The sequence below is a fragment of the Nocardiopsis oceanisediminis genome, from assembly GCF_048595525.1.
In the GTDB taxonomy this organism is placed as follows: domain Bacteria; phylum Actinomycetota; class Actinomycetes; order Streptosporangiales; family Streptosporangiaceae; genus Nocardiopsis_A; species Nocardiopsis_A oceanisediminis.
The window spans coordinates 201,051-228,000 of sequence record NZ_JAFMZJ010000002.1; the positions used below are offsets into that span (position 1 = coordinate 201,051).

18 protein-coding genes, 2 pseudogenes and 2 CRISPR repeat arrays (1 of these 22 running past the window's edge) are annotated in these 26,950 nt (G+C 72.0%); of the genes and pseudogenes, 6 read left to right on the forward strand and 14 right to left on the reverse strand.

Annotated elements, in window-relative coordinates; genetic code table 11:
* A CRISPR array of direct repeats spans positions 1-1,197; the repeat unit is 28 nt; unit sequence GTGCTCCCCGCGTCCGCGGGGGTGAGTC (it extends 3,291 nt beyond the left edge of the window).
* Positions 1,198-1,453: 256 nt separating this feature from the next.
* The 8 genes from fxlM (J0910_RS30965) to J0910_RS31000 all read right to left on the reverse strand — a co-directional run bounded on the left by fxlM (J0910_RS30965) (position 1,454) and on the right by J0910_RS31000 (position 10,789).
* Complete coding sequence (gene fxlM, locus J0910_RS30965; protein WP_420162312.1) at positions 1,454-2,644, reverse strand: methyltransferase, FxLD system; 1,191 nt, start codon at positions 2,642-2,644, stop codon at positions 1,454-1,456.
* An 11-nt stretch (positions 2,645-2,655) separates the two neighbouring features.
* Complete coding sequence (locus J0910_RS30970; protein WP_420162313.1) at positions 2,656-3,780, reverse strand: lanthionine synthetase C family protein; 1,125 nt, start codon at positions 3,778-3,780, stop codon at positions 2,656-2,658.
* Positions 3,777-6,722, reverse strand: a complete 2,946-nt coding sequence (locus J0910_RS30975) for a lantibiotic dehydratase (RefSeq protein ID WP_420162314.1) — start codon at positions 6,720-6,722, stop codon at positions 3,777-3,779. Before J0910_RS30975 ends, J0910_RS30970 begins: the two co-directional genes overlap by 4 nt.
* A gap of 66 nt (positions 6,723-6,788) precedes the next feature.
* A complete protein-coding gene (gene fxlA, locus J0910_RS30980) occupies positions 6,789-6,986 on the reverse strand; it encodes an FxLD family lanthipeptide (RefSeq protein WP_420162315.1) in 198 nt (65 codons plus the stop codon).
* Between the two features lie 323 nt (positions 6,987-7,309).
* Positions 7,310-9,373, reverse strand: a complete 2,064-nt coding sequence (locus tag J0910_RS30985) for an NB-ARC domain-containing protein (RefSeq protein ID WP_420162316.1) — start codon at positions 9,371-9,373, stop codon at positions 7,310-7,312.
* Entirely contained in the window at positions 9,370-9,837 is a 468-nt protein-coding gene (locus J0910_RS30990) for a MerR family transcriptional regulator (RefSeq protein ID WP_420162317.1), read from the reverse strand. Before J0910_RS30990 ends, J0910_RS30985 begins: the two co-directional genes overlap by 4 nt.
* A 21-nt stretch (positions 9,838-9,858) precedes the next feature.
* Positions 9,859-10,155 carry a hypothetical protein gene (locus tag J0910_RS30995; protein ID WP_420162318.1) on the reverse strand — a complete coding sequence of 99 codons (297 nt, stop codon included), beginning with the start codon at positions 10,153-10,155 and terminating at the stop codon, positions 9,859-9,861.
* Between the two features lie 220 nt (positions 10,156-10,375).
* On the reverse strand, positions 10,376-10,789 hold the full coding sequence (locus J0910_RS31000) for a hypothetical protein (RefSeq protein ID WP_420162319.1): 414 nt from the start codon (positions 10,787-10,789) through the stop codon (positions 10,376-10,378).
* 130 nt (positions 10,790-10,919) lie between these two features.
* On the opposite strand from J0910_RS31000, the gene J0910_RS31005 reads away from it, so the two are divergent.
* Both J0910_RS31005 and J0910_RS31010 read left to right on the forward strand, forming a co-directional pair.
* Positions 10,920-11,729: a helix-turn-helix domain-containing protein gene (locus J0910_RS31005; protein WP_420162320.1), complete on the forward strand. Its 810-nt coding sequence runs from the start codon at positions 10,920-10,922 to the stop codon at positions 11,727-11,729.
* Positions 11,726-11,902 (forward strand): DUF397 domain-containing protein, encoded by a 177-nt coding sequence (locus tag J0910_RS31010; RefSeq protein ID WP_420162321.1) that lies wholly within the window; start codon positions 11,726-11,728, stop codon positions 11,900-11,902. Before J0910_RS31005 ends, J0910_RS31010 begins: the two co-directional genes overlap by 4 nt.
* A 72-nt stretch (positions 11,903-11,974) precedes the next feature.
* Here the strand turns inward: J0910_RS31010 and J0910_RS31015 are convergent, their stop codons facing one another.
* Positions 11,975-12,139 (reverse strand): hypothetical protein, encoded by a 165-nt coding sequence (locus J0910_RS31015; RefSeq protein ID WP_420162322.1) that lies wholly within the window; start codon positions 12,137-12,139, stop codon positions 11,975-11,977.
* 398 nt (positions 12,140-12,537) lie between these two features.
* On the opposite strand from J0910_RS31015, the gene J0910_RS31020 reads away from it, so the two are divergent.
* From J0910_RS31020 to J0910_RS31035, 4 genes and pseudogenes are all read left to right on the forward strand, one after another.
* The gene (locus tag J0910_RS31020; protein WP_420162323.1) at positions 12,538-13,806 is read left to right on the forward strand and encodes a hypothetical protein; all 1,269 of its coding nucleotides are present in this window, start codon (positions 12,538-12,540) and stop codon (positions 13,804-13,806) included.
* Between the two features lie 120 nt (positions 13,807-13,926).
* Positions 13,927-14,175, forward strand: a pseudogene (locus J0910_RS31025) (DUF2637 domain-containing protein); the annotation flags it as partial.
* Positions 14,176-14,211: 36 nt separating this feature from the next.
* Positions 14,212-14,546: direct repeats of the CRISPR family, unit length 28 nt; unit sequence GTGCTCCCCGCGTCCGCGGGGGTGAGTC.
* 1,504 nt (positions 14,547-16,050) lie between these two features.
* On the forward strand, positions 16,051-16,632 hold the full coding sequence (locus tag J0910_RS31030) for a DNA cytosine methyltransferase (RefSeq protein WP_420162324.1): 582 nt from the start codon (positions 16,051-16,053) through the stop codon (positions 16,630-16,632).
* A gap of 1,342 nt (positions 16,633-17,974) precedes the next feature.
* A pseudogene (locus J0910_RS31035) lies at positions 17,975-19,284 on the forward strand (IS701 family transposase).
* Between the two features lie 247 nt (positions 19,285-19,531).
* Here J0910_RS31035 and fxlM (J0910_RS31040) read toward each other — a convergent pair.
* The 5 genes from fxlM (J0910_RS31040) to J0910_RS31060 all read right to left on the reverse strand — a co-directional run bounded on the left by fxlM (J0910_RS31040) (position 19,532) and on the right by J0910_RS31060 (position 26,869).
* Positions 19,532-20,791, reverse strand: coding sequence for a methyltransferase, FxLD system (gene fxlM, locus J0910_RS31040; RefSeq protein ID WP_420162325.1), 1,260 nt, complete (start codon positions 20,789-20,791; stop codon positions 19,532-19,534).
* A 235-nt stretch (positions 20,792-21,026) separates the two neighbouring features.
* On the reverse strand, positions 21,027-21,593 hold the full coding sequence (locus tag J0910_RS31045) for an AAA family ATPase (RefSeq protein ID WP_420162326.1): 567 nt from the start codon (positions 21,591-21,593) through the stop codon (positions 21,027-21,029).
* 10 nt (positions 21,594-21,603) lie between these two features.
* Positions 21,604-22,632, reverse strand: coding sequence for a thiopeptide-type bacteriocin biosynthesis protein (locus tag J0910_RS31050; protein WP_420162327.1), 1,029 nt, complete (start codon positions 22,630-22,632; stop codon positions 21,604-21,606).
* Entirely contained in the window at positions 22,614-23,861 is a 1,248-nt protein-coding gene (locus J0910_RS31055; RefSeq protein WP_420162328.1) for a lanthionine synthetase C family protein, read from the reverse strand. Before J0910_RS31055 ends, J0910_RS31050 begins: the two co-directional genes overlap by 19 nt.
* Positions 23,861-26,869 (reverse strand): lantibiotic dehydratase, encoded by a 3,009-nt coding sequence (locus tag J0910_RS31060; protein WP_420162329.1) that lies wholly within the window; start codon positions 26,867-26,869, stop codon positions 23,861-23,863. The genes J0910_RS31055 and J0910_RS31060 overlap by 1 nt, the downstream gene beginning before the upstream one ends.
* Between the last annotated feature and the right edge of the window lie 81 nt (positions 26,870-26,950).

Below are 26,950 nucleotides of genomic sequence, written 5' to 3' on the forward strand. Positions count from 1 at the left end.
GCGCTACTGCTCCGTGCTCCCCGCGTCCGCGGGGGTGAGTCGTCTTCCTCGTCGGCCCGTCCGGCTCGGGTAAAGTGCTCCCCGCGTCCGCGGGGGTGAGTCCGCGCTGATGGAGCGCATCCGCCCGCTCGCGGAGTGCTCCCCGCGTCCGCGGGGGTGAGTCCCAGCGCGCGACGGTGCCGACGACGCCGCCGCGGGTGCTCCCCGCGTCCGCGGGGGTGAGTCCAGCCGCGGCCGGTGGGCGCCCGCCGCACCGCCGTGCTCCCCGCGTCCGCGGGGGTGAGTCCTTGGGCTTCCAGTGCAGGTCCCGCTCGACGACGTGCTCCCCGCGTCCGCGGGGGTGAGTCTTTGGGCCCGGCGGCGGCCGACAGCGTCTCGCAGTGCTCCCCGCGTCCGCGGGGGTGAGTCCAGGCTCGCCCACCTGGGCTATGACCTCGGGCTGGTGCTCCCCGCGTCCGCGGGGGTGAGTCCATCACCTGCGAGCCCTGCTCCGTCATCGCGGGGGTGCTCCCCGCGTCCGCGGGGGTGAGTCACTGCATGAGCGGATGCGTCGGCCAGGTACCGCGTGCTCCCCGCGTCCGCGGGGGTGAGTCCGAGCCGTGGCCGGGCGGGCATCAGCACCAGCTGTGCTCCCCGCGTCCGCGGGGGTGAGTCGGCGCCCCTCCTGGGAGGGGCGCCTTCGCGCGGGTGCTCCCCGCGTCCGCGGGGGTGAGTCCGCGAGCTCCGCAAGCTCCGGCTGCAGCAGGCCGTGCTCCCCGCGTCCGCGGGGGTGAGTCCGCGAGCTCCGCAAGCTCCGGCTGCAGCAGGCCGTGCTCCCCGCGTCCGCGGGGGTGAGTCCGCGAGCACCGCCGGTGCGCCGAGGACGGGCAGGTGCTCCCCGCGTCCGCGGGGGTGAGTCTGACCCCGACCCCGACCCCGACACGAGGTGCTCCCCGCGTCCGCGGGGGTGAGTCCGTCACCGCGCGCAGGTGCTGGCCGGCCCACTCGTGCTCCCCGCGTCCGCGGGGGTGAGTCCTCGAAGTGGCCCGGGACCTGCCCGGGGTCCGGGTGCTCCCCGCGTCCGCGGGGGTGAGTCCGAAACGGAGAAACCATCGTGATCGCATCCCTCGTGCTCCCCGCGTCCGCGGGGGTGAGTCCGCGCTCGCGTCGGTGGTGAAGCGCACGGGGTCGTGCTCCCCGCGCCCGCGGGGGTGAGTCCTCACCTGATCACAATTTCCCGACTGCCGCTTAGGGCGCCCCCACCCGGCCCGGGCCCCGGCTGACGTAGCCGCGCCACGTGTCGGGGCGGACGCCCTTCCGCCCCGCGATGTCCTGCGCGCTCAACCGCTGCTCGTCCCGCTCCATGCCCCTAGAGTGCCGTACTCGGCTACCGGAGGTGGAAGGCGGACAGGGGACAGCGGCCCACCTTCCCGCCCTACTGGGGAGGTGGGCCGCTTTTCTCATGCCGTCCGGGTCACCAGGACAACGCCACCTGCGACCACTGCTTCTCCACGACCGCTCCCCGGGCCCCGACGTCTGCTGCGGCCGGGTAGACCATGACCTGTGGGACCGCGTCGCGGGCGGCATCCCACACCGCCGCCTGCTTGCAGATCTGGCGGGCGAGTTCGGCCCCCCGGGGGCCGTGGCCGACCGCGCCGAGTTCAAGCCCGGGCTGGTTCCCCTCCGCCCGGCGCACGCTCAGGTATGCGAACGAGCCGCCCTCGGCCACCCCAGGGTTGAGCGGGGGGATCGCAGGGGACACGAGGCCGGAACCCAGGGCCGGCGGCTTGGTCACCATCCGCCCGGTGCCCGGCTCGGCGCCGGCGAGGCGCATCCATACCCCTTCCAGCGGGGTTTCGCCGGTGATGCGCACCCCCGACCACGCCTCCACCCGGTCGGCCTCCAGCACCTTGCCCAGGGCGGCGGGGTCGGCGGGCGCGTCCTGGTCGTAGTGGAAGGCCACCCCCTCGGCCAGTGTGGTGGTCTGCTCGCCGTCTTGGCCCTGCATGGGGATGAATCCGCACAACCGCACATCGCGCGCCACCAAGCGGCCCTCGATGTGGTCCAGGGCCAGGGAGCGGGTCAGCCCCCGCCACCGCAGCGGCACCACCATGCGTCCGTCCTTGGCGAGCTGGTCCCACCAGGCCGGGGGGATGTCCCACACGCCGGTGGTGGCGATGATCCGGTCGAACGGCGGCTCGCCCGCAGTGCCTTCGGCGCCGTCGCCGGTGATCACCCGCACCCGGCCGTGCCCGGTCGCCTCCAGGTGGGTCCGGGCGGCGGCGGTCACCTCGGGTTCGATGTCGATGGTGACCACGGACCCGCCGGGGCCGACGAGTTCGTCCAGCAGGGCGGCGTTGTAGCCGGTCCCCGCCCCGATCTCCAGCACCCGCATGCCGGGGCGGACGTCAGCCTGTTCCAGCATCATCGCCACCACGTCGGGTTGGGAGGCTGAGCTGATGTCGGCGCCGCCGCGGCGGTGGGTGACGACGTACTTGTTGGCGTAGGCCTCCTCTGCGGGGACGCCGGGGAGGAACCGGTGGCGGGGCACGGCCATGAAGGCGGCGCGGACGGCTTCGCTGCGGATGGCCCCCGCCTCGGTGAGGGTGTCCACGAGGTCGGCGCGCAGCGCGTCCGGGGCGGGTGTCGAGGTGTGGTCGGTCATCGCGGTCCAGTCTAGGAATCGGCGGTGTTCGGTTGCGAGTGAACGGGGGTTCGCCCGAGAAGGAGGCAGTTCGCCCATGTTGTGTCGGCTGCCCGGGTGAGGTCGAGTCCGGCCTGGCCGTCCAGCAGCCCCGGCCCCGAAGCGGCAGACGGGGAGGGGGGAGGCGGGGGAAGGCTGCGCAGGTGCGGGTGGAGGGCGTGCTCGGCGGCCCGGGTGAGGACCAGGCGCAACCCGGCCTGGCCGTGGCACAGCCCTGGTTGGGCGAGCCGGTCGGACTGGGCGGCCGCGCCGAGGAGGGCGTGTTCGGCGTCGAACTGGCGGGCCCGGTCCCCTAATGCGCGGGCGGCCAGGTGGTGGGACCAGGCGATGCCGGGGGCGCCGTAGCACCAGGAGGGCCGGCCGGGGTGTTGTTGGGGGCGGTTGCCGGCGACCCATTCGGGCCACCACACGGCAGGGGCGGTGTTGCGGTGGGCGTCGTAGAAGACGAGGATGCGCCGCATGGCCTCCCGGCCCCCGGGGACCTCGATCCTGGCCAGGGCGGCGGTGGCCAGCAGGGCGAGCGGCCCGGCGGCGCCGTGGGCCAGGCCGAGGTTGGTGTGCCCGCCCGGGAAAGCCGGATCGGGAAGGTTGGCCGGGGAATGCGGGGTCCACCACCCCGGGGCGTCCCCATGGGGGGCGGAGAGCGGGCGGGTGAGGCGGACGAGGTAGGCCAGCACGTCCTGCAGAAGGGCGCCGGTGGGGTGGGCGGCCAGGAGGTACGCCCCGAGCCCGGTCAGTCCTCCGATCAGGTCGAACTCCCGCAGTTCCGGGGGCTCTCCGCGGTCGATGCGCGCGTGGGCGGCCCCAAGGCGCTGTTCGACCAGCAGCAGCGTGGCGTGGTCCACGACCTCCAACGCGGGGGCGTAGGCGGGGTGGGCGGCGGTGTGCAACGCGTAGGCCACGGCGGGGGCGCCGTCGAACAGGCCGCTGTGTCCGGTGGCGGGGACGGGGGCGGCGACCATGGCCTTCGCCCAGGTGTGTGCGGCCTCCCAGGGTTTCCCGTGTTCGCGGGCTCGGGCGGCGTGGGCGAGCAGGATCCCAGGGGCTCCCCGCCCGAGGGAGAACGCCCACCGCGGGTCGGGGAGAGGCGGGGTCATTGGGTGTCCTCGCGGTCGCGCAGGGACAAGGCGACGGCCCGTGCGACTCGTAGGGCGGCGCGTTCGGTGGCCCGCTCCGTACCGAACCACCGGTTGTGGTGCATGTGCACCAGGCTCGCCAGCACGGTCTCGGGGTCGAGGCTGCTGGGGAGCACGGCCCGGTAGGCGGACACCTCCCGTGCTAACAGTTCGCGGTGGGGGGCCAGCTTCTCCCACCCGGAGTGCTCGGCCGGCCGCTCCACCAGCGCGGCGGCTTCGGCCACAGCCGTCCGGGCGGTCTCGGCGGCGGCTCCCTCGGGGCGGTGGGCGATCAGCCACTCCCGCGCCCCGCCCTCAGAGCCCAGGAACGCGGCGGCGATGTGGAACACCGCAGCCGCCCCCACCGCCACCGGGTCCACACCCCCCAGGTGAACGAGTTGTTCGGCCACCATCCGGGTGTCGGACACGAACACCCGCTCGGCCGCCCCCAGTACCTCCCCCGACCCGTAGCGGCCGGTCTCAGGCTGGTAGGTGTCCAGGACCAGCCGCCGGCACAACCCCTCTGAGCGGAGGTGCTCGGCCCATCGGCCCACCAGGCTGGTGCAGGCCCCGTAGTCATCAGGGCCGTCCACGGCGACGCGCACCCGCAGGTGGTCGTGTTCGCGGCTGTCCCAGTACCGGATGAACCACATGTCGCGCCCGGCGGCCAGGCGGTGCAGGTGGTGGGTGATGGCCTCGTGCTGGCGGTCGCGCGGCCCGTACACCTTCGCGCTCACCCACCGGGTGCACTTCCCGGCGGGGAACTGGTCCCGGTCCCGGGCCACCGGGGTTCCGCGCGGCGGGGCGGGTCGGGGTGGGGCGGTGGACAGCAGCGGGACGGCGACCTCGTGGGGGCGGCCGCTGCACCACCCCCAGTCGTCGGTGTCGGGTGCGGGGCGCAGGATCGCGGCGTCGTCCTCCTGGTCGAGGTGGTGGCGGAGCAGGGCCCGGTGGGCAGCGTGGGACAGGTCCAAGAGGAGGGCCTGGTCGCCGTGGTGCAGCTCCACCCGTTCGGGGAGGCGCCACCGGTGGGCCCACTCCTCCAACCCGGCGGCCCAGGAGGCTGAGGAAGCGTGGGCCCCGGGAAGATCGGCCGAGGTGAGCCGCCACCGCTCCGGGCTGATCGTGGCCCGCCCCCGCCGGATCCCGGGAAGGTAGGGAAGGTGGCCGGCGGGGCCCCAGTCCAGTTCGAGGAACGGGGTCCATCCCCCGCGCGGCAGGTTGATGAGGAACTGGGCCAAGGTTGGGGCCTGCTTCTCCAGCGCCAGGGCGTGGAACGCGGCGGGCTCCACCACCTTGTCTCCCCACAGCAGGTACATGCGCCCCCAGTCAGCGGTGACCGCCAACTCCGCCAGCGGGATCACGGTGCCCGGGGCGGTGTGCTCCCCGATGGGGATGGTGTGTTCGGCGAACCGGGGGACCCTTCCCACGTTCTCGGCGTGCGGGTAGACGGGCGGCGTCACCACCTGGGCGGGGATGGCGCCTTCGACCGACACGGGCACGCTGCCCAACACCTCGGCCAGCGGTGTACCGGGGTCGGCGAAGCGGCCGGTGAGCACCCCGGCGTGGTAGGCGGGGGTGACGGTGAGCCGGTAATCACCCCGGTCCAACGCCTCCCGGGTGGGGGCATGGATGCGGGCCTTGGCCTCCACGTGCGGCGGCACCCGCGGCGTGAACCCGCCGGTGAGCGTTTCCAACCGCTGGTCGTCCAGGACGATTTCACGGCGGCCCGCCATGATCGCCTCGTGCGCCAACCCCAGCAGGCCGGTGTCGCGGCCGGTCGCCGGCGGCGGGTCGAGCTTGGGCATGATCGACCCCGGATAGGTGGAGGGGTAGCCCAACCCGGTGTCGGGATCGACCAGGTCCAGCAGCGGCACACGGGCCCCGGCGCCGTACCGGTCCAGGAACGCGGCGTGGTGCTGCTCCCACACCGGGAACCGCGGGTAGGGGGCCAGCCGCAGCAGGGTCGAGGCGGCGTCGGCCATGTCGGCGGCGACACCACGCGGCACCTCAACCTCACAGTCCAACCCGGCGTGGAGCGCCAGCGGGGTGCGCCCCGCCCCGGACACCTCCCGCATCCGCTGTTGCAGCACATGGCGCCGCTCCGACGACGGGGAGGCATTGTGCTGCTCCACCTCCTCCACCACCGCCTCCAGATCCTCCACCAGGCCCCCATGGCCGGGGGCGTGCAGGCGGACTTGGTCCACGACGTGCCGCAGCGGGTCGGTGACCGTGCCCGGGGGCCGCAGCGACGGGACGAGGAACCCCAACCGGACGAGCTCGAACAGCATGGGCCGCACCACTTCCGGGTGCGCAGTGTAGGCGGCGGCCAGGTGTCCGACCAGCACCCCGAACCGCACCGGTTCACCGGCCCGCTCCATCGCTGTGCGCACGGGCCCGGTCAGGTCCACGGCGACGGTTTCGAGGCGGTGTGTCACCTGGAGCCGGCCCGCCCGCCCCGAGGCCAGGTTGGAGGCGACCACCGGCAGCCGGTCCAGGAGAACGGGGGTGGCGAGCAGGCGCCGGATAACATCGTCCACCCACTGCGCGTCAGGCCGGGCCTCGACCTTGTGCCGCTGCCCCCACCGGATGCTGGTCCGGTCGCCGAACACGAAGGGCGCCGCCCCGGCGAACAAGGCGAACGGCGTCGGCCGGTGAGACCTCAGCGCGTACCGCATCAGCGACAGCCCCGTCTTGCGGACCTCCTTTCGGGGCCGTTCGCCTCGCTGGATCTCCTCGACCCGGCGCACCAGTCCGGGGGCCGCCGCCTGGACGGCCCCGGCGAATCCCTCGTCAGCCCATACTTCTGCGATCCATGTCCGGGTTCCGGCTTCGTCGTCCGGGTCGGGCCACCACGGTGCGCGGGCGGGTGTCAAGGCCGCTCGGAGCAGTCCGGTTGCGGCGGGGCGGTAGAGGGGGGCCATTGCCACTCCTTCGCAAGGGGGCGCCGCCCCACCGGAGGGTGGGGCGGCGTGTCGGTCCGGGGCCGGTCAGCTGCCGCTGGCGCAGGCGCTCGGACAGGTGGAGGAGCACCCGTTGCTGGTGTCGCAGGAGCCGTAGCAGGGGGTGGGCTGCGTCTTGGTAACGGTGGCGTTCAGCACGAACGCGTCCGCCGCCTCCACGACTGCGGCCGGGGCGGGAGAGATGGGGTCGGCTTGGAGGACAGGGGTGGTCTGGAGCGTAGCCATCAGGGTCCTTTCGTCGGGTTGTCGTTGTTCTGCGGGTGCGCCCTTGGGGCGCTTCAGCAGCGTTTCGGCTGCCGGGTCTTTCAGAGCCGGTCGCTTACTGGCGGAGAGGTTCGTGTCGCTGATCGTAGGCGCGCAGGTCTGCGGGATCACGGGTGTGGCCAGTGAAGGCCGTTGTTGAAAGCCCTGCTGGCAAAGAGGGTGGGTCCCGGCCCGCCGCCGGGGAAGGGCCGGACGGGTGCTCGCGTCCAACGGCGGGCCGGGGATTTAAGGGAGGCGGGGTCGGCCGGTGGCTCCGCCCCTGAGGGGAGCCGACCGGGCCCCGTTCAGCCACGGCCGGCCTGGTCCAGGTCCCGAAGCTGTGCCTGGACCCGCTGCGCCTCCGGGGCGTGGAGGCTCTGGTACCGCTCCAGTGCGGCCTCCAGGTGGCGGCGCCGCGCTGCGCCATCACCCCGGGCCGCCTCCACTTCGGCGAGGGCTTCGGCGGCAGCGCCCTGCTGGACGGACGCGTCGGTGGCGGCGGCGAGCTCTGCGGCTTCGGCGGCCCCGTGCGCGGCTTCGTCCACCCGCCCGGCTCCGAGGAGGGCGGGCGTGCGCCCGAGGAGGGTCTGCACGATCTGATAGGAGTCGTCCAGGCGCCGGAACACCGCCAGCGCCGCATCCAGCAGCTCCAATGCCTCGCCGTGGCGGCCCATGCGGGCCAGGGTCTCGCCGTGGAAGCGCTTCTTCAGCGCGACGCCTCGGGGGCTGCTGTGCTGCTCGGCCAGGCGGGTCGCCTCCGCATGCACCGGCAGCGCCTCCTCGTACCGGCCGGCGGCCGACAGCGCCCGCGCCTGAACTTCCAGCGCGGATGTGTGGCTGCGCCGGTCGCCCTCGGTTTCGGCGATGATGCGGGCGTGGTCGGCTACCACCGCGGCCTCTTCGAAGCGGTGGCCGCACATGGCGAGCTGGGCCTGCGACAGCAGTACGCACACCTCGGCCCGCCTGGCTCCGAGGGCGCGGGTCGAGGACAGCGCCAGGTCGATGAGTCCGCGCCAGGTCTCATAGGGGCGGCGGGTGACGAGCCAGGCTTTCGCCGTGTCGAGCAGCTGCCAGGTTGCGGTGTGGCGGCCGGTGGCGTGGGCCAGACGCGCCAGAGCGGCCACCGTGTCCCCCTCGCGGTCCCACCACTCCAGGGCGGTCTTCCTGTCGGTGAAGAGATCGGGGGCGCGGTCGAAGACCTCGGCGTAGCGCAGCCGGGAGGCGTTGAGCGCGATGTCGGCGGCCGCGGTGGTCAGGAGGTGGTGGTCGATCAGCCGGTCCAACGCATCGCCGCGTTCTTCCTCTGGAACTTCTTCCTCGACGCGGGCGCCGGCGTGCTCCCGGACCACGTCGTGCATGGCCCACACCCCGGGCCCGACCGGCCTGGTGAGGCTCATCGCCGTCATCATGTGCAGCGCCTCGCGCGCCTGCTCTTCCCCGGTGCCGGCGAGCGCGGCCGCAGCGGGCAGGGTGATGTGGTGCCCGGGGTGCAGCCCGCACAGCAGGTGCAGGCGCCGGGCATCGTCGGGCAGGGCGTCCACGGCGGTTCGAAGCGCACGGTCCACGGAGTCCTCCAAGGTGAGCGGGTCGGTGCGGGTGAGCAGTGAGCGGGCGAATTGGGGTGTGCGGCCGGGGTCCAGGGACAGCGCCCCGGCGATGGCGCACACCGCGAGCGGCATCCCGGCCGCCGCCGCGGCCAACGCCGACAGCTGCGGTACCGCGCGGCGGACCAGCCGCCTCAGGAGCTCGGCGGCCTCGGCCTCGGGGAGCGGGTCCACGTCGATGTGGTCGGCATCTGCGATGAGGCCGGGTAGGCGGGTGCGGGCGGTGACGATCAGGGTGCACCCGGGCGTCGCGGGGAGGAGCGGTCGTATCTGCGCCTCGTCCGCGGCGTCGTCGGCCAGGACCAGCAACCGCTTGCCGTGGGTGAGGGTGCGCAGCAGGGCGGCGCGCTCCTCGACCGTGCGGGGGAGGTGTCGGGGGTCGGCGCCCAGGGACCGCAGTACAGCCCCCACCGCGTCGGTCGGCGGCACCGGCGTTCCCCTGCCGGCGCCGAGGGTGAGGTGGATCTGCCCGTCCGGGTGGTCGGCGGCGACCTGGTGGGCGAACTCGGCCGCGAGCGCGGTTTTCCCGACCCCGCCGATCCCCGACAACACGACCACTCGCATGCCCTCGCTACGCGACCGGCGCAATTGCCCCAGCTCCGCACTGCGGTTGGTGAACCGGGCGGCCGGCGGCGGAAGCTCGTGGGGGACCGGCGGCCCGGCCGGCGCCGGTGCGGCGGCGGTGGTGATGCTGAGGCCGCCGGTGACGCTGTGGGCCTGCACCACCGCCCCGGCCGCGCTCCTGTCCACTTGGTTGCGGGTCACAGCTGCCCCCGTTCCTGGGCGCCGAACCGGAGGACCAGCTGGTAGGCGGTCCCCGGGTACACCCCGAGCCGGGCGGCGACCTCATCGCAGCCGCCATGCTGCGCCCACCGACCCAGGGAATCGCGGAACCGCTCCAGGGAAGTCTCTGGAATCCGCAGCCGCCCGCTCGGGATGGTGACGGTGGGGAGGTGCCCGACATCGGAAAGTTGGGTGATCAGCTTCGCGGGCAGTTTGCGGACGGCGGCGATCCCGCCCCGGGTCAGCAGGGGGCATCCCGGGTGCTCCACGCCCGGGTTGAGGTCGTTCCACTGGGCTTGGATGGCGTCCGCCGGGTACATGTGGGCCCCCAAGATCATGCGAGAGGCGGGGAGCAGCCGCTCCCTCTCCCACCGGGTGACGGTTTTAACGCCGATGGTGTAGAACTCGCCGACGTCCTGTGTGGTCAGGTAGGTGGCCGGTGGCACGATTCGTTTCGTCCTTGCAGGTCAGATGGGAGATTGGGCGGTGCGGTGGTGGGCGAGGATCTCCACCGCTGCGTCGGGGAGCCGGGCCATGCGGTCGCCGAGGTCGAGGCGGACCCACTCCCGTTCCCGGTTGCCGCGCCCCTGGGGCCGGTCGAACCGCACGGCGGCCGGCGGGTCGGGCACCAGCACGAGCGGGTCCAGCAGGACCATCGCGCCTTCCCCGCGCGGCCCGCACACGATCCGGGCGGCGGCGCGGTGAGCGGTGAGCCGGTCGCATACCGCCTGCGCGATGGTGTAGGGGGTCAGCGGGGTGTCCATGCGGTCCTCGCCGGGTCGCGCCGGGGGAGAGCCGGCCGCTCGGCCGGGGGCTCCTCCGGTTCGGGGCGGGGGCGGGGCGCTGTCAGAGGGAGGACCGCCTCCGCCCACACGCGGGCCCACCGTTCCAGGGTGGCCTCTGAGGGGCCGGCCCGCCCGGTGGGGCAGGTGCCGTGCGGGGCGCCGAGTTTCTCGCACCGGCCGCACCACTCGGTCCGGGCCATCACGCGGCCCCGGCGGCCGGGCCCTGGATCCGGGTGGCGCGGTGCTGGGCGTCGAATGCGGCCACCAGCATCACAGTGATGTCAGCGGTCTGCTCGGCCCCGTGCAGGGTGCGGACCACGTTGTGCGGCTCGACCACCCGCTCCCGGTCCCGGTCGCGGTTGCGGTCCCGGGGGCTCCAGGGCCACCCGTCCCACACCCACCCGAGCACGGGGTGGCCGCTGGGGTCAGGCACGATCGCGACGACCAGCGCCCAGGATCCGGTGCCGACCTGTACGCACTGCACCATCGGGCCGCCGCGCATGGGCCGGGTGTAGACGTCGGTGGGGATGTCGCGGGCGGCGAGGCGGCGGGCGATCCGGTGGGCGGCCGCGGCGGTGCCAGGGGCCCCGAAGAGCTGCAGATTGGTGTCCATGGCCTTGAGGCTGCCACCAGCATGAACAGAACTGAACAGTGCTTACTCAGAAGATGCGAACCGGCAGATTCCGTTTCCTTAGGTAGGCAGAGCCCATCTCTAGGTACGCAAAATGTGTGATGCTGTACACATGACGGAGCGGACACACGAGATTTGGTTACCGTTCGGGAAGATGGTGCGAGCTGCACGCCTAGAGCAAGGGCTGACGCACCGGGGGCTAGCCGAGCGAATCCAAAGCTCACACGGCCTCATCAGCAAGATCGAGAACGCCAAGAGGGCCACCAGCAAGGAAACCGTGCTACTCCTCGACACCGCCCTGAAGTTCGACGGGAAGCTCGTGCGACGCTGGGAAAGCGTCATCCGGACACAATCGTCCCCAGACTGGTTCCAACGGGCTAAAGAGTACGAGGAGCAAGCCCGGGAGATGAAATTCTTCCACCCGCTGGCCGTGCCAGGCTTTTTCCAGACTCCTGAATACTCGCAGCTGGTGATCACAGCCAGCTCACCTGGAATTACCGGAGAGCAGCTGGCAAGTATCACGGAAGCCAGGAGGGCCTGGCGCCAGCGGCTCAGAGTGGGGCAGGGGCTCGTGCTGAACGTCGTCATCCCCGAGTCGGCGTTCATCGCTGCCCGCCACGAGCCGGAGGTCATGCGGGGGCAGATAGACCGGCTGCTGGACGAGGCGGAAGCAAGATCTACTACGATCCAGGTGCTGCCTGCCACCAGCAGGGATCTAACCTGGACATGTGGTGCCTTCAGACTCCTCTATCTGCGGGACACCGACACTCTGCTCTGCGCTGAGCATGCCCTAGGTGAAGAGTTCTCAGATGCGGAGGAGCAGGTGAGCAACATGGAGGCGGCTTTCAGCAGACTCCAAGCGTGGGCGCTCCCTCCGGATGCGTCGCGGGACAAGATGACGGACTATAGGGGATCACTGTGAACAGCTGGCACAAAAGCACCTACAGCGCTGGCCAACAAAACTGCGTCGAGGTGCGGGAAACCCCTGACGTGGTGCACGTCCGCGACACCCAGCACAGGGAGGCCGGGCACCTGACCTTCCCCGGCCCCGAATGGGCGGCCCTCATCCGCAGCGTCCACTTCGGCGAGCTGTAACCCCCTGGACACCCCTCACCCCCTGAAGACGTAGAGGCGGCCCCGCCACGGAGCGGGGCCGCTCTCACCAGGTCAGAGGAGTGTCCCCTGGCCATCAGCCCCGGCGGCCGCCTCCTTCTCCAGCTCTGCGGCCCGGCTGTTGACCGCCTTCACGAACCGCCAGTTCGGCTCCATCTTCCCCGATTTCGCCGCCGCCTCCCGGGCCGCCATCGCCTCGCCCCGGCCCCGCGCCGCCACCAGCAGCGCGGCCGCCTTCTCAATCAGCTCGCCATCCCCCCGAACCGGGGCCGCAGGGTGCTCCCCGCGTCCGCGGGGGTGAGTCGGGGGCGGCCTGGTACACCCCGGCCCAGGTCCAGTGCTCCCCGCGTCCGCGGGGGTGAGTCGGGGGCGGCCTGGTACACCCCGGCCCAGGTCCAGTGCTCCCCGCGTCCGCGGGGGTGAGTCCCCCGACCGGCGCCGCCGCGACCGTGAGCGGCGCGTGCTCCCCGCGTCCGCGGGGGTGAGTCCCCTTCCCGGGCCGCGCTCGTCTTCCCGCGGCCAGGACGAGGTATGATCCCGGAAACAAGCGAGGCCGCCAGGAGCGCCAACTCCTGAACGGCCTCTGACCACCAACCTGTACAGGCAGGAAGGCGGCTATGCCGAACTTTACCGTTCGGCGTCCGGAGGATGCACACCGCACCTCCCCGGCGCCCGACGAGGACTCCCCTCGCGCGTCCTTCACCGTCATGGTGGACTGGATCGCCCTGCACCCGTCGCTGAGCGACACCGCGAAGTCGGCGCACCGCGCCATGCGGTCCATGGTCTTGGAGAACCGCGACGAACCGGTCGTCCGCCTCACCGACACCGAACTGGGCTGGCTCATGGGCAAGTCGGCGCGCACCGCGCAGCGCGGCCGCAAGGAGCTGCAGGCGCACGGCATCGTCGAAGTCGCGCGGTCGGCGACCTACACCGAGCACACCCCGGCCGGCCCGGCGTTCCGCACCGTCCACACCTACCGGGTCTCCGACGCCCCGCCGCCCGGCTACGACGGGCCGGTCTCCCCGTGGGACGCGCTGAACCGGGCCCGCCAGGCCGCCGGGGTCTTCCCCCATGCGCCGCGGCCGACAGATCTGTCCGGCGGGGCGTCGCCCGTGTCGACCGGGACGTCGCCGATGGGGCCCATAGAAGTAAGCGCCCTTGAAGCAAGCAGGGGGAACGAATCCGCTCCGTCCGCAGGCGGTTACCCGCAGGGCGCCGCGGGGGAGCGGACGGACGAGAGCCCCCGCGAGAACAGCGCTCCGACCCCGGAGCCCGCCGGGTGGGCGCTCGCTCTGCTGGCGCTCATCCCCGATGCGGCGCTGTCCCGACCTGCCGCCGACCGGGCCGCCCTCGCCAGCCGCCTGGCGGCCCTCGACGGCGCAGGGGTGCCCCGCGCCGAGCTGGCGGCGGCCGTGGCCGGCGCCGACACCGCGGAGCGGCCCTATCCCGCGCTGTCGGCGCGGCTGGACTCGCCGCAGTCCGTGCGGGCGTGGAACACCCAGACCATGGGGGTCGGCGGCTTCCGGGCCCGGACCGGGGCCGAGCACGGGACCTTCGGAGTCCCGTGGGACACCCCGGCGGGCTTGGCCTCCGGGTACTGCGCGGTGCACACGACGATCCGTACCACCGCCGACGGCTGCCCGGTCTGCGCACACCGCGCCCCCGTCTCCACCGCCCCTCCGGAACAGACGGCCCAGGGACCCGACCCCGTCGAAGTCCTCGATCAGGTCGACCAGGCCGAGCTTGACCGGATGCGCGAGTCCCTCGAGAGCACCCGCAGCCCCGGCGCACCCACCGGTGAGGCCGGTCCGGGCCGCGCCCCCACTCCCGCTGGCCGCGCCGCCGCGGATGAGGTCCGGGCCCTCCTTGCCAGCCTCAAGAAGTAACCCCCCGGAAAACAGGACGCCCCCGGGCGGCGGTAGGACGCCGGCCGCGGGGGCTTGATCCGACACCCTGACTACACCAGGAGCGGACCTGTGAATACCGTATCGCGCACTCGCGCGCGCATGCCCCTGCCCGCGGCGGCCGGACTCGGCATCGCCGCCGGACTCGCCGTCGTCTCCTACGGCCACATCTTCAGCGTCGCCCGCCTCGCCGGCGCCGCCCCCTGGGAAGCCGCCATCATCGCGGCCACCGTCGACGGGCTCATCGTCATGAGCCTGGCCACCATCGCTCTCGCCCGCCGCTACGGTCAGAAGCCGCCGCCGGTCGCCAAGGTCGGCCTCATGATCGGCGTCTCGGCCACCGGTGGCGCGAACTTGGTGCACGGGATCGCCTACGGCTGGGCGGGCGTGCTCCCCGCGTCCGCGGGGGTGAGTCCGCGACGCGGGGCTGGGCCACCGGGCCGCGGATGTGCTCCCCGCGTCCGCGGGGGTGAGTCCAGCTTGGCGGTGGTGGCCCGCTCCAGCCGGGAGTGCTCCCCGCGTCCGCGGGGGTGAGTCGGATTTTGAAGGCGGCACCGGCCACGGCCTTAAGGTGCTCCCCGCGTCCGCGGGGGTGAGTCCGAGGAGGCGGAGCCGTTCATCGGCCAGTACCGGTGCTCCCCGCGTCCGCGGGGGTGAGTCCGCGGTCTTCTCCGGCACCGTCTCCGGGTCCCTGTGCTCCCCGCGTCCGCGGGGGTGAGTCCATCTGGGAGGGCACCGTCCGGTCGTCCAAGACGTGCTCCCCGCGTCCGCGGGGGGTGAGTCGAAGCAGCGCGAAGAGTTCATCCGGGCGGCCCGGGTGCTCCCCGCGTCCGCGGGGGTGAGTCCGCGGTGGTGCGGCTGGCCGAGGCGTCGCTGGGGTGCTCCCCACGTCCGCGGGGGTGAGTCCAAGCCGGTGATTGATCAGTGACCGGCCCGGCGGTGCTCCCCGCGTCCGCGGGGGTGAGTCCCTCCTCAGAAAGGAGGGGTTCCCCAGGGTAGACGACGGCCGTCCCGGCATCACCGTCTCCGAGATCACCGAGAAGTACCGCCGGTCCCGGTCTCGAGTGGCGAACTACTGGGTGCGCGAGCCCGCGTGGCACGAGCGGGTGCGCGTGGTCGGCAAGCGCGGGCGCGCCGTCGAGTTCGACGCCGGCGACGTTCACGAGCTGCTGCGCGAGTGGGTGTGGCTCCCCACCCGCGGACAGCGACGTTCCACCCGAGCAGTTGCTGACTCAGCAGGAGATCGCCGACTACGCGGGCATCAGCTATGAGCTGGTGAGGTCGGACGCTACTCAGGCGAAGGGGGTTCTGGGTAGCCTCGATGAGGTCCGGTATGGCACACGCATGTGGCGACGGTCGACGATCGGTACTGGGGTCGACAGGTGCGCGATCGAGACCGTCAGGCGCCTTGAGCACCGAGGGGCCCTGAAGCAATCAGGGTGCCTGTCTTCATAGAGGCGTGGAGGAATCCTCTATAGGTGTGTGTAGGAATCCCAGGTCTATGTATGCTCTGAGGTGTTGCAAATATAGACTCGAGTGTGACTAAACAGAGAGGCTCCCGGTGGGGACACGGCCGCCAAACCTCACCCCCACCAGGAGCCGAGGGATCAGCCGCTCACGAAGACGGCGATCGCGAGGACCGTCCGGCTGAGGGCACCGAGCACTCCAACAAGTACTCGGATGCCCTCCCGGACGCTCTCTCGCTTCCACCAGGCGGACCGATCCTTCTCCTGTGCCATACGCACACCTCCCAGATGTCGCTTATCTGTGCATCCGGGCGATTCCGACCGCCGCGGGATCCCAAGCGGCGGTACGCGGCACGTATGGCAGTGAGCGAGAGTTTACCTTGAAACACCAGGTCCACCGGGCGGCATTCAGGCACATCGGTAGATGCCCCATAGGACTTCGACCTGCAAAAACAATAGAGAAGTATGCACATTAATGTGCCTCAATGTGCCTTAACGCCTCCTTTGGCGGGCGAACTATGACGAGGGGCACATGGGCGTATCGCTATCTCCCCACGGGGAGCCGGTTGCAGGCCCGCTGGCCCTCATGCCACACTCGAAGCGCCGTAGAACACCTGTACCCAAAACCCGGAGCCTGCCAAGGCGCCGGGTTTTTTCGTGCCTGCACTCCCCGCCTTCGACCGCCTGGCCGTCGCGCGTTCGGGGACGGCGCCCAGGCACCCCTCACTCTCACGCTCCCCGTGTCGAGTGAAAGGCCCCAGTGCCTGAACAGCCACACCCACCACCACGTCTCGGCAGCCTGTGCACGGGATACGGCGGCCTCGACATGGCCGCCGAACAGCTCTTCGGAGCCCGGACCGAATGGATCGCCGACCCTGCCCCCGGGCCGTCGAAGATCCTCGCGCACAACATGCCCGCGGTCCCCAACCTCGGCGACCTGCACGCGATCGACTGGCAGCACACTCCGCCCGTCGACATCCTCACGACCGGCTTCCCCTGCCAGCCCGTGAGCGCGGCAGGACGCCGACACGGCACCCGAGACAGGTGGCTCTTCCAAGACATCCTCGACGGCGTCCGGCGACTGCCGGAACCCCCCGCCCTGCTCCTCTTCGAGAACGTGCGCGGACTGCTCACCGCCAACCAGGGCGACGCCATGCGAAACGTCGTTCGAGGTCTGGCCGAGCTGGGGCTACTGGCACGATGGCGGGTTCTGCGCGCCTCCGACGTTGGCGCGCCCCACCAGCGCCCCCGAGTCTGGATCACTGCTGCGGACCCCGTGCGCGTCAAGACGACGCCTGGGGCCGTACCGCCGAGGAACGGCGGAAGGCGGGGCACTACGTGATGCTCAACCACCAGGTGCGGACGATCATCGACCAGGCGGTGCGGGACGGCTTGATCCCGCCGCTTGGGACCGATTCCTCCCCGCCGTCCGACGCTGGGAGAACGTGACCGGAAGGCCGGCACCGTTCCCCGCCGAACTCGGCCCGCACGGCCCGCGCGTATCGACACGGTGGCTCGAATGGATGATGGGGCTCCCCGACGGTTGAGTCACCGACGTGCCCGACCTGCCACACGCCGAGCAGCGGCGCCTACTCGGTAACGGCGTCGTGCCGCAGCAGGCCCTCGCCGCGATCACCGACCTACTGGACTGGCCGGACCCCGTATAAAGCCCGGCCCCTGATCGTGCCCGCCCTCCGCCGCACGGCTGGGGGTCCTCGGCGTCGAGGGCGGGCACCATGAATAGGGCTCACTTCCTCATTCTGGGAAGCCAGCAAACCGGCAAGCTGGCAAGCTAGCTAGATATCTTGCTAGGCTTCCACCTGCGAAGTTCAAGACTTCGGAAGTTATGAACTTCTGAACTTCGGAGTCGAACCAAAGAGCCCTCGGCCAGCCGCTGCCAAACGATCAGCCGAGGGCCTCGCAAGGGGTCTCATCTCCACTGGTTGTGGAGGTGAGGCCCTACCTCACCACTGGCGTAGCACTTCCCAGGCGATCCGCAGCAGGATCTCTGCCGCTCGAATTGCCTTCGAGTGCTGCCACCACCGGCGCTTCTCCGGCTCATTCACCAAGGGGTCTCCCTTGCGCGGCTGGGTACTCCGTTCCGGCCACGACGGGCCGCTACCGTCGACGGCTAGCCACTCGGCGGCACCTGGTGAGCGTGAGCGCGCGAAGCAATAGGAAGGCTAGCGCAACCCCATTGCATGATTTTGGGGGTCGGAAATTAATACTGTATCTAAATTCTAGGTCGCGACATTGAAAAGAAGGCGTGTCGTCTGCCCCCCGTCCCCATCGATAGGTTCGCGTTCGAGGAATCGATTCATTCGGAACCCCGCCCACAGATGGCCGGGCTTGCCGCGACTGTGCTCCCCGCGCACGCGGGGGGTGAGTCCGACCAGGCCGCCGTCGACCTCTCCACCGCGCTGTGCTCCCCGCGTTCGCGGGGGTGAGTCTGTACACGAGGTCGGCGCCGAGCGACTGGAGCCGGTGCTCCCCGCGTACGCGGGGGTGAGTCCTGTCCCCCCGCCAGACCCGCATGGTGTTCGTTGTGCTCCCCGCGTACGCGGGGGTGAGTCCCCCGCTCCTGGAGAAGCGGGGCGTTGTCCTCGTTTCCGGCCTAGTACTGCAACGACACTCCGTGATGCGGGGGACGTGGCATCGTTGACCGCATCGTGGTGAAGCAGACAATCGAAGGCCGGTCAGATGCGTTTCTTGACTTCACGGCCCGGTTCGCGGGACGTTTCGGGCGGGTGGAGCCCCGGCGGCGGATGGTGTCCTACCTGCGGGGACTGCTGAGCGAGACAGAGCGGAAGAACGGCTGGACCCTGGCGGAGGCCGCGGGGGACGACGGCCCCCAGGGCATGCAGCGGCTGCTGAACCACTACCTGTGGGACGCAGACGCGTTGCGCGATGATGTCCGCGATGCGGTGATGGAGCATATCGGCGACCCCGAACGAGGAGTCCTCATTCTCGACGAGACGGGATTCCTCAAGAAAGGGGTCCGGTCCGCCGGCGTGGCGCGCCAGTACTCAGGGACGGCCGGCCGGATCGAGAATTCCCAGATCGGAGTGTTCCTGGCCTATGGGTCGGACCGGGGGCGAGCGCTGATCGACCGGGAACTCTACCTTCCCAAGTCCTGGACCGAGGACCGGGAGCGCTGCCGGGCCGCCGGAATCGGCGATGACATCGATTTCGCCACCAAGCCGGACATGGGCCTACGCATGCTCCAGCGCGCGGCGGGGGCGGGAATCCCGTTCGGATGGGTGACCGCGGATGAACTCTATGGCCAGACGAGCCGTATCCGGGTGTGGCTGGAATCCCACGACATCCCCCATGTCCTGGCCGTCCCGAAGTCGCAGATGGTCATCACGATGGAATTCTTCGGCCAGGCCCGTGCGCACCAGTTGGTCAGCGACTTGCCTGACGAGGCATGGGAGCGTCTGAGCTGCGGCGGCGGCGCCCGCGGCCCGCGCGTCTACGACTGGGCCGCAGCTGCGGTCCGGCCCTTCAGGCGTGAAGGATGGGAGCATTGGCTGCTGGCGCGGCGCAGTATCGCCGACCCCGCGGACATCGCCTACTACATCTGCTTCTGCCCGGCGGGGACGGCGCTGGAAGAGATTGTGCGGATCGCGGGATCGCGGTGGATGGTCGAGGAGTGTTTCCAGGCCGCGAAGAATGAAACCGGACTCGGCCACTACCAGGTCCGCGGCTACACCGCATGGTATCGGCATATAACCCTGTCCATGGCCGCCCTCGCCTTTCTCGCCATCCTGCGAGCGGAGGCAAAAAGGGGGATGCGGAGACTGTAGCCGGCCATCCCCTGGCGCCCGTGACGATGAACGAGGCCCGGCGGCTCTTCAACCGCATCACCTTTCCGGTTCGCAACGGTTCCCGGCACGCCCTTGCCTGGTCCCAGTGGCGAAGAAGAAGCCAGGCCCGAGCTCGCAGCAGCCATTACAGACGCAGAGTGCATCACGAAGTGTCGTTGCAGTACTAAGGTGTTTTCGGTTCGCGGTTGAATCAAAACAGTGTGCTGAACTGCGCGGCCCCGGTTGATTCCCACTGAGCCCTGCAATCTCTGCTGCAGGTCATGAAGGTAGCCGGCGACAGAAAACGCGGACGCCTCCGCAAAGGCGCGGACACGCTGAACTATGAGGAATTGAGGGTCCGTCAGGGCTCCGCAGAGGCGGGCAGCGAAACGCGGCGCAAGACCTGCTCATAGGCAGCGAGCCCATGTCGGCGGGCTACTGCCAGGTGACGAGGACGCGGTTCAGCGGGGTGTCCAGAAGGAAGACACCGGGCTGCTGCTCGGTCGCGGGCGCATCCAGCGGTGCATCCAGTGGACGAATCTCGAACACCGCCTCCCGGCCGCGGAAGCCGCGGTCCCAGGTGCGGATGGCCTCGGCGACCTTCGCTGCCAGTTCACCGCTGCCGGGGCCGTGGCCGATGACGCCGAATTCCCAGAGCTTTCCTCCCTCGGGCGCCTTCTCCTCCGACAGCCGCCGGGCGAGGTAGGTGAGTGCCCCCTTGTCCACGGCCGCCGTTGACGACGGGTAGGGGTCCTCTGCAAGCACCGTGCCCCTGGCGGCCTGCGGGAACAGCATCCGCATCAGGCCGGAGGGCACAGAGCAGGAGACGAACAGCTCCATCCACTCCGGGCTCTCCATGGCGCGGACCTTCACCCCGGTCCACTCCTCGGTCCCCGGCCGGTCCAGGACCCCGGCCAGCGCCTCGGCGCCGATCCGGCCACTGGCCGGGGCCTGGAGGCGTACCGTGCCGTCCGCGGTAAGCGGGACGATGTGCCGGTCATCGTCGGCGATGCCCCGCCTGAGCGGCACGAAGGTGTTCATCTGGCTACCGACCGATACCCACCGGCCGTCGTGCTTCTCATAGGCGATGGAGCGCGAGACGCTGCCCTTGAGCCGCTGGGGAGTGACGAGGCGGCCACCGGGCACGAGCTGGTCGAGCCAGGCCCGGGGGATGCCGTGGGCGCTGACGGTGGCGATGATCCGGTCATAGGGTGCGCCCTCGGCATAGCCCCGGGCCCCGTCACGGGTCACCACGTCGACGTTGGTGGAGCCGGCTGCGGCGAGGTGGGCGCGGGCGCCTTCGACCAGGTCGTCGTCGACGTCGAGAGTCGTCACGTGCCCGTACGGGCCGACGAGGCGGCTGAGCAGGGCGGCGTTGTATCCGGTGCCGGCACCCAGTTCCAGGACGCGGTGGCCGGGCCCGGCCTGGAGCTGGTCCAGCATGAGGGCGACGATGCGGGGCTGGGAGGCGCAGGAGATGGAGGTGCCGTCGCTGTCGTACTTGATGTTCACCGGCGCGTCGGCGTAGGACTCGGCGAGCGGCACGCGGGGGACGAAGATGTGCCGGGGCACGGTGCGCAGTGCGGTCTCGACCGCCGGGGTGGCGGCGTGGCCGGCGGCCTGAATCCGATCGACCAGGGCGTTGCGGTGCCGTTCGGCCTCTGCCTCGGGCACGGTGGGCGCGTTGCAGTTCACCGCGATGGTGCTATCAGCTGCAGAGCCTGCTCCGTCTGTTGGCGCGGCGCTGGATCCCATGACTACCTCTCGTGCGATGCTGAACAGGGTCTGCTGGTCTGCGCGGAGGGCAGAGCCTCGAAGTCGATGGCGAGGCAGGCGTGGCGCAGGTAGAGCGGGGCACGAGCCGAAGGCGCGGGCCCCGTCCGCGTGCCGCCGGGCGGCGGTGCGGCCCCGCCGCCGCGTTCATCGTCGGTCATCGGTTCGGGTCCGTGCTGAGGCCGGTCTCGCGCATGATCGTTTCCAGGCCGGTCTGGAGGGTGGCCTCTTCCGGGATGATCTGCTCCCTGCCGTCCGGTAGCAGGTCGCGTTCCAGGTACCACGACCGCATCTCGGGCTCACCGAACTCGGCCGCCTGGGGCCGGGTCGTGTGCCGGCGCAGCGTCTCGGAGAAGGAGACGTCCAGGTAGAACATGCGCGTGGTGCCGCGGTGGCGTTCGGCCAGGCCGGTGAGCATGCCCGCGTAGCGCCGGGCGGCCATGATGCCCTCCAGCACCACGTGGTGGCCGCTGTCCAGGGCGTGGGCGGCCATGAGTGAGATCATCGAGATGTTCACGCCCCCGGGCACGTCTTTCTCCTTGAGGATGAGGCGGCGCACGGTGTCCTGGCCGATGACGGCGATGGGCGGCCCGCAGTGTGAACGGATCTGCGCGGCCAGGGTCGATTTTCCGGCCCCGGAAGGACCTCGCAGCACGATCAGCCGCGTGTCCTCGGATCCGATCGGTTCCGGCCGGTCGGGGCGGGAGGGCGGGGTGTGTTCCACACCGGCCACGCTATCCCTGCTTCTCCGAGCGGTCCGGGTTTTCGCGCAGTGGCGGCCGCTGCTTCCCGTGGCCGGCCACCGGCCGCGGTGTCGTCGGGGGCGGGTGCAGGATGGCGGTGCGGGCGGCCCGGGCGAGCAGGGCCTGGGAGCCTGCTCCCAGACCGTGGCGGTTCCAGTGGAAGATGACGTGGTAGGCCAGCACGGCGCGCAGTCCTCGCTGCAGCTGCCCGCTGCGCGCCGCGGACCCGATGGCCGCGCCGCAGGTGTGGAACGCCTCGGCGATCCCGGCGCAGGAGGACAGCGGCCCGCCGGGGGCGAACAGCGGGCCTTGGGGGCCGCTGTCCAGGCCCAGTAGGGATCCCGCCTGGTCCGCGAGCCGTGCGATGCGCTGCTCATGCCCGGCAGGGAGCGGGCGCTGCGCGGCGACGGCGTCCCATACGTCGCCCTGTTCGTACCATTCCAGGCCGGCCCCGGTGAGCAGGGCCGAGCACAGCGCCAGGCTGAGTTCGCGGCGCCCGAGGGGCAGGCCGGGCGGGGGTTGCAGGGCGAAGGCGCTGTCGGCGTGGAACAGGGCGTGGGCGGCCTGCATGCCGGCCGGTCCACCGAAAGCCGCGGTTTCTGGTTCATAGACCACGGTGCGCCAGCCGATGAGGAGCCCTTGGCCGACGTGGTCGTCCAGGGCCGCTTCGGTGCGGGCGCGGTGGGCGTGGCCGAGGGCGCGTACCCGCAGGCGCCAGCAGGGGTGTTTGCGGATGAACCACCACTGGCTCTGCGGGCCCGGGGCGAGGCGGGGCAGCAGTGGGCGGACTGCGGTTTCGGCGCGTTCCCAGTCGGTGAACTCCAGGTCGGCCTGCCACCACCGGCCGGGGCGGTGGTGGCGCAGGGCGCGGGTGCCAGCCTGGTGGTAGAGGTCGGCGGCCGCCTGCAGCTCCTGTGCTGTGGTTTTGGCCCGGGCTGCGGCCCGGTGGAGCGGGGCACCGCCCAGCACCGCGCGCACCGCCTCTTCCAGGGCGGTAGGGCTCAGTCGATCAGCAGGCATGCGTCCCACCCGGTCTCTACACGGTCGCTTGCGGCGGTCAGCAGGGCCAGCACCGTTCCCGCACCGCCGTCCAGCAGCCCCGGGGCGCTGGGCGGTGTGCTGGGCAGAGCGTCGGTGAAGGCGCCTGCGAGCCCGGGGAGGAGCGCGGGCAGACGAGGGTCTGCGGCGTCGGCGGCCGCGCGCCAGGCGGTCTGGAACAGCCCGGCCCAGCCGTGGCACACCCCCGTATCGGCCAGGGCGGACAGCTGGGCGGAATCGCTCAGGCAGCCGGCCAGCGCGGTTTCGAAGAAGCCTTGCAGGTGCGCATCGCCGAGGGCGAGGGCGGCCAGCTGCCCGGCGCGGGCGATACCCGGGGTTCCGTAGCACCAGCTGGGCCGCGCCGGCCCCTGCCGGGCGGGCCGGTGGGAGGTGTACTCCTCCAGATCGATGTGTTCGGGCCACCAGCGCCCGGCCGGGCCGTCCTGGCTCCATTCGACCAGGAAGGCGGCCAGGTGCTCGATGGAGTCTTTCTGCCCGCGGACGGTGATGCCCGCGCGGGCGGCCCGGCTCAGCAGCATCAGCACGCCGGGGATGCCGTGGGCGGTGCCGAGGTTGGCATGCCCCCGGGCCGGGCGGGCGGGGGTACCGCGCGGGTCGTGGGCCGCCCACCAGCCGGGGACCTTCTTCCCGGCGAGGGTGAGCGGCTGGGCCAGGGCGCTCAAGGCGGTGAGGACCTGGGCGAGCCGGGGTTCTGCGGGGGCGGTGTGCAGCAGGAAGGCGCCGAGGCCGGCCAGCCCGGAGATGACGTCGTATTCGGCGAAGCGGGCCGGTTCTTGGCCGCCGATGCGGCGCAGGGTGCGGGCGGCGCGCCGGCGGGCCAGGCGGGTGATGTGGGTGTGCAGGACGGCCGAGGCTTTGGTGTGGGCGGGGTGGGGCCCGGCGGTGTGCAGGGCGAAGGCCACGGCCGGCGCACCCCAGTACAGCCCGGCTGAATCCGAGGCGCTGATGTCGCCGCCGGCCGTGCGGGCCGCGAAGCGCAGCGCGAGCGCGGGGTCCGCCCGCCCTTGGGCTGCGAGTTCGGCGTAGGCCAGTGCGTCACCGGCCTGGCCTGATGCCAGGCAGTGGGCCGTCTCGGGATCGAAGGGGGCCGGCGGGCGCCGGGCCCAGCCGGTGATGAACTCCTCGGCCCTGGCCCGGTGGGTCTGGCTCAGCAGCGCGGCGGGGGCTGCGGGGGCGGGTGCGGTCTGCATCAGCGGCCCCAGTGGTGAAGGCTGCGGGCGCAGTCGCGCGCCAGGCGCAGCAGGGACCGCTCGCGATCGGGGTCGGGGCCCAGTGCGCGGCGGTGGTGCTGGTGCAGCAGTGAGCGCAGGACGGTGCGGGGATCGCGCTGGGCCGAAAGGTGTTCGCGGTAACGCGCCAGTGCTTCGCGGCGCTGCTCCCAGGCCCGGCCCAGGCCGCTCCTGGTGTCTCGGGCCGCCGATCCGGGGGCGAGCAGGTGCCGGGCGTGTTCGCGTTCCGTGCGCGCCACGGGGGCGCGCAGGTCGGAAAAGTCCTCGGTCAGCCACCGCCTGCCCTGCTCGGGGGTGGGTGCCAGCGCTTCGGCGATGGCGACCATCCCGGCCGCCGCCAGCGCCCTGCCCTGGGAGGAGCCGCCCTGGGCGGTGCGGATCTGGGTGATCGCGGCCGCTGAATCGGCGGCGAAGACCCCGTGGGCGGCGCGCATGGCCGGCCCGTGCCCGAAGCGGCCGGTGTGCTCTGTCCGGGAGGTGAAGTCGATCCCGCCGAGCAGGTGGTCCTCCTGGAGGCGGTGGGCCCAGTCGGCCAGGTGCCGGGCCGCTTCGGTCCAGGCGGCGGGGTCGCTGAGCCGCAGTGTCACCAGCAGGCCGGTGCGGGACTCGGACAGCGGCGTGTCGCGCTGGAACCACCACGCTTCCGCGAGCTCCCCGAAGGTGTCGCAGTGGCCGGTGAGGAGTTCGTCGATGCGGGCGGGGTGGACGTCCAGGCGTGCATGGAGCAGCGGCGCGGGCTCCTCCTCGGCCGCGGGCGGAGGGTGGTAGGCGGGGCGGTGGGGCTTTCCGGTCGTCTTCAGGGCGAACAGGACCTCGTGGGCCCGGCCGGCCCACCCGCCGCCGTCACGGTCCAGGCGCTCGCGCAGTTCGACTCCGCCCGCCTGCACCGCGGTGCGCAGCAGGCGCCGGTGCAGCGGCTCGCCCAGGTCCAGGGGCAGCCGCTGGTCGTGCTCAACCATGGCCACCCGGTCGGGCACCTGAAGTCGGCGGCGCCAGTGCTGCAGGGCCTGCTCCCATTCCCGGGTGGTCGAGCCGGGCCGGGGCAGGTCCTCTGGCTTCAGGCGCCAGCGGGCCGGTGCCAGCACGGTGCGCCCGCAGCGGATGCGCGGCAGGTAGGGCAGCGTCTTGGCGGCCCCGGCGTCGAAGGCCGTGTACCAGGCGCAGCGGGCCAGGGGAAGCTCGGCGATGAAGCGCGCCAGGGACGGGGTGTGGGTGCCGGCCTCCAGGGCGTGCAGCACCCGCGGCTGCACCGCGCGCCCGGTGGGTGCATGGACCAGGCCGAACCCGCGGGCATCGGCCACCACGCACAGCTCGCGCGGGGTGAGGACGCCATCGCCGCCGCCGTGGTGGGACAAGGCGACCTCGAACGGCAGAACGGAAAGGGTCCGGGTGATGTCGCTGTTGGCGCGCCGCCGCGGAACGAAGGAGACCTGGGCGCTAAGGGCGCCGTCTTCGCTCTGGTAGGACCCGGCCCACCTGGTGCGGGCCGGTCCTTCGAGGAGGTGGAGGAAGCGCCCGGCCATGCTGCTGGCCGGCCGCGGGACTCCGGTGACCTCCAGTAGGAAGTCGCCGCCTTGCAGCGCTTGGAGGCTGCCTACGTGGACCGCCGCGCTCAGCTCCACCCGGTCCGGCCACACGGCCTCAGTACCGCCGGCGGTGAGCCGGTCCAGGTCATCGGCGCCCAGAACGATCTCCTCCTCCCCGCTCATCAGCGCCTGCTGCACCAGCTCCAGCAGGACGGCGTCGCGGGCTTGGTGCGGCCGAGGGGCCATCTGGTGGGGCGAGTCCAGGAAGCCGGCCGGAAACCCCAGGCCGCCGTCGCCGACCAGCGCCAGAAGCGGAACGGCGGCGCCGGGACCGTAGCGGTCGCGGAAGCGCCGGTGGTAGTCGTGCCAGTGCGGCGCGCCGTAGGGGAACGGGGTGAGTCTGAGGAAGAGCTCTGCGGCGCGCTCGGCTTCGCGGCCGACAGCGGACGGGACGGCGATGTCGCCTTGCAGCGCCGTATCGGCCGCCAACACGCCCCCTGGGGAGCGGTGGCAGTGGCGCATGCGGCGCACCGCCTCGGCGAGGGAGGCCGGATCCGCGGTCGTGTAATCGCGCCCCAGTTCTCGGTGGACGGCGTCCAGGTCGTCGATCAGCGCCTTGGCCTCGGGGATCTCGGCGGCGCTGATCTCGGTGAGGACCTCCAGCAGGTGGGCCTGCGCGTCGACGCGGCCCATCGGCGCCCACACCCCCTCCAGCAGCAGCCCTTGCTCGAGGAGCCCGTCGAGCAGGCGGATGGTCCGGGCTTCGGTGGCGCGCGGGAACCCTTCTCCGATGCGGTCGGCCAGCTCCCCGTAGGCGATGGGCGTGCGGGCCGCTTCCAGGGCCGCGGCCGCCGGGGCGCTGCGGCGCACCGAGACCTCCACCGGGGCCGCCTGCACCGCCTGCTCGTCGGCGGGCTTGCCGGGGGCCACCAGCCGTCCGCCGCGGGGGTGCACGCAGGGGTTGGCCAGAACCGGGGCGCGCCACCGCAGTTCGGGGATGGCCAGGAGCCGGTCGATGACGCCGGCCAGCCATTCGGAGCCCGGTCGCAGGCCCAGCCGGTGCTCCTCTCCCCATGCGGCGCGCGCCGGGCCGAGGGCCAGCGGGGCGATGCCGGCGAACAGGCCCGCCGGGGTCGGGCGGTGCCGCCAGCGCAGCGCGAAGGCCGCCGAGGACAGCAATGCCTTGGTCTCACGACGTCCCAGCGGCGCCTCGCCGCTGCGGCCGTGCACCTTGGCGAGGCGCCGGTGCAGGACCGGGGAGGCCGAGCGCAGCGCCGCGTCCGGCACGGGGCGGCTCCACAGCCGTTTCGACCAGGAACGCAGCTGCTGCGCGCCGACGGCCTCATCCGGGTCGATCCCCGAAGGCGGGGCCGGATCTCCTTCGGCGGTGGTGGCCCGCACCATCGCCGCGCACACCCGGTAGCGCTTTTCCCGCTCCCCCACTTTCACCCTCCTGTCTATGCCCTGCGGAGAAGGAAGCGGGGGCGACACCGGTCGGCCCCCGCGGCCTGCGGTCCTCAGACC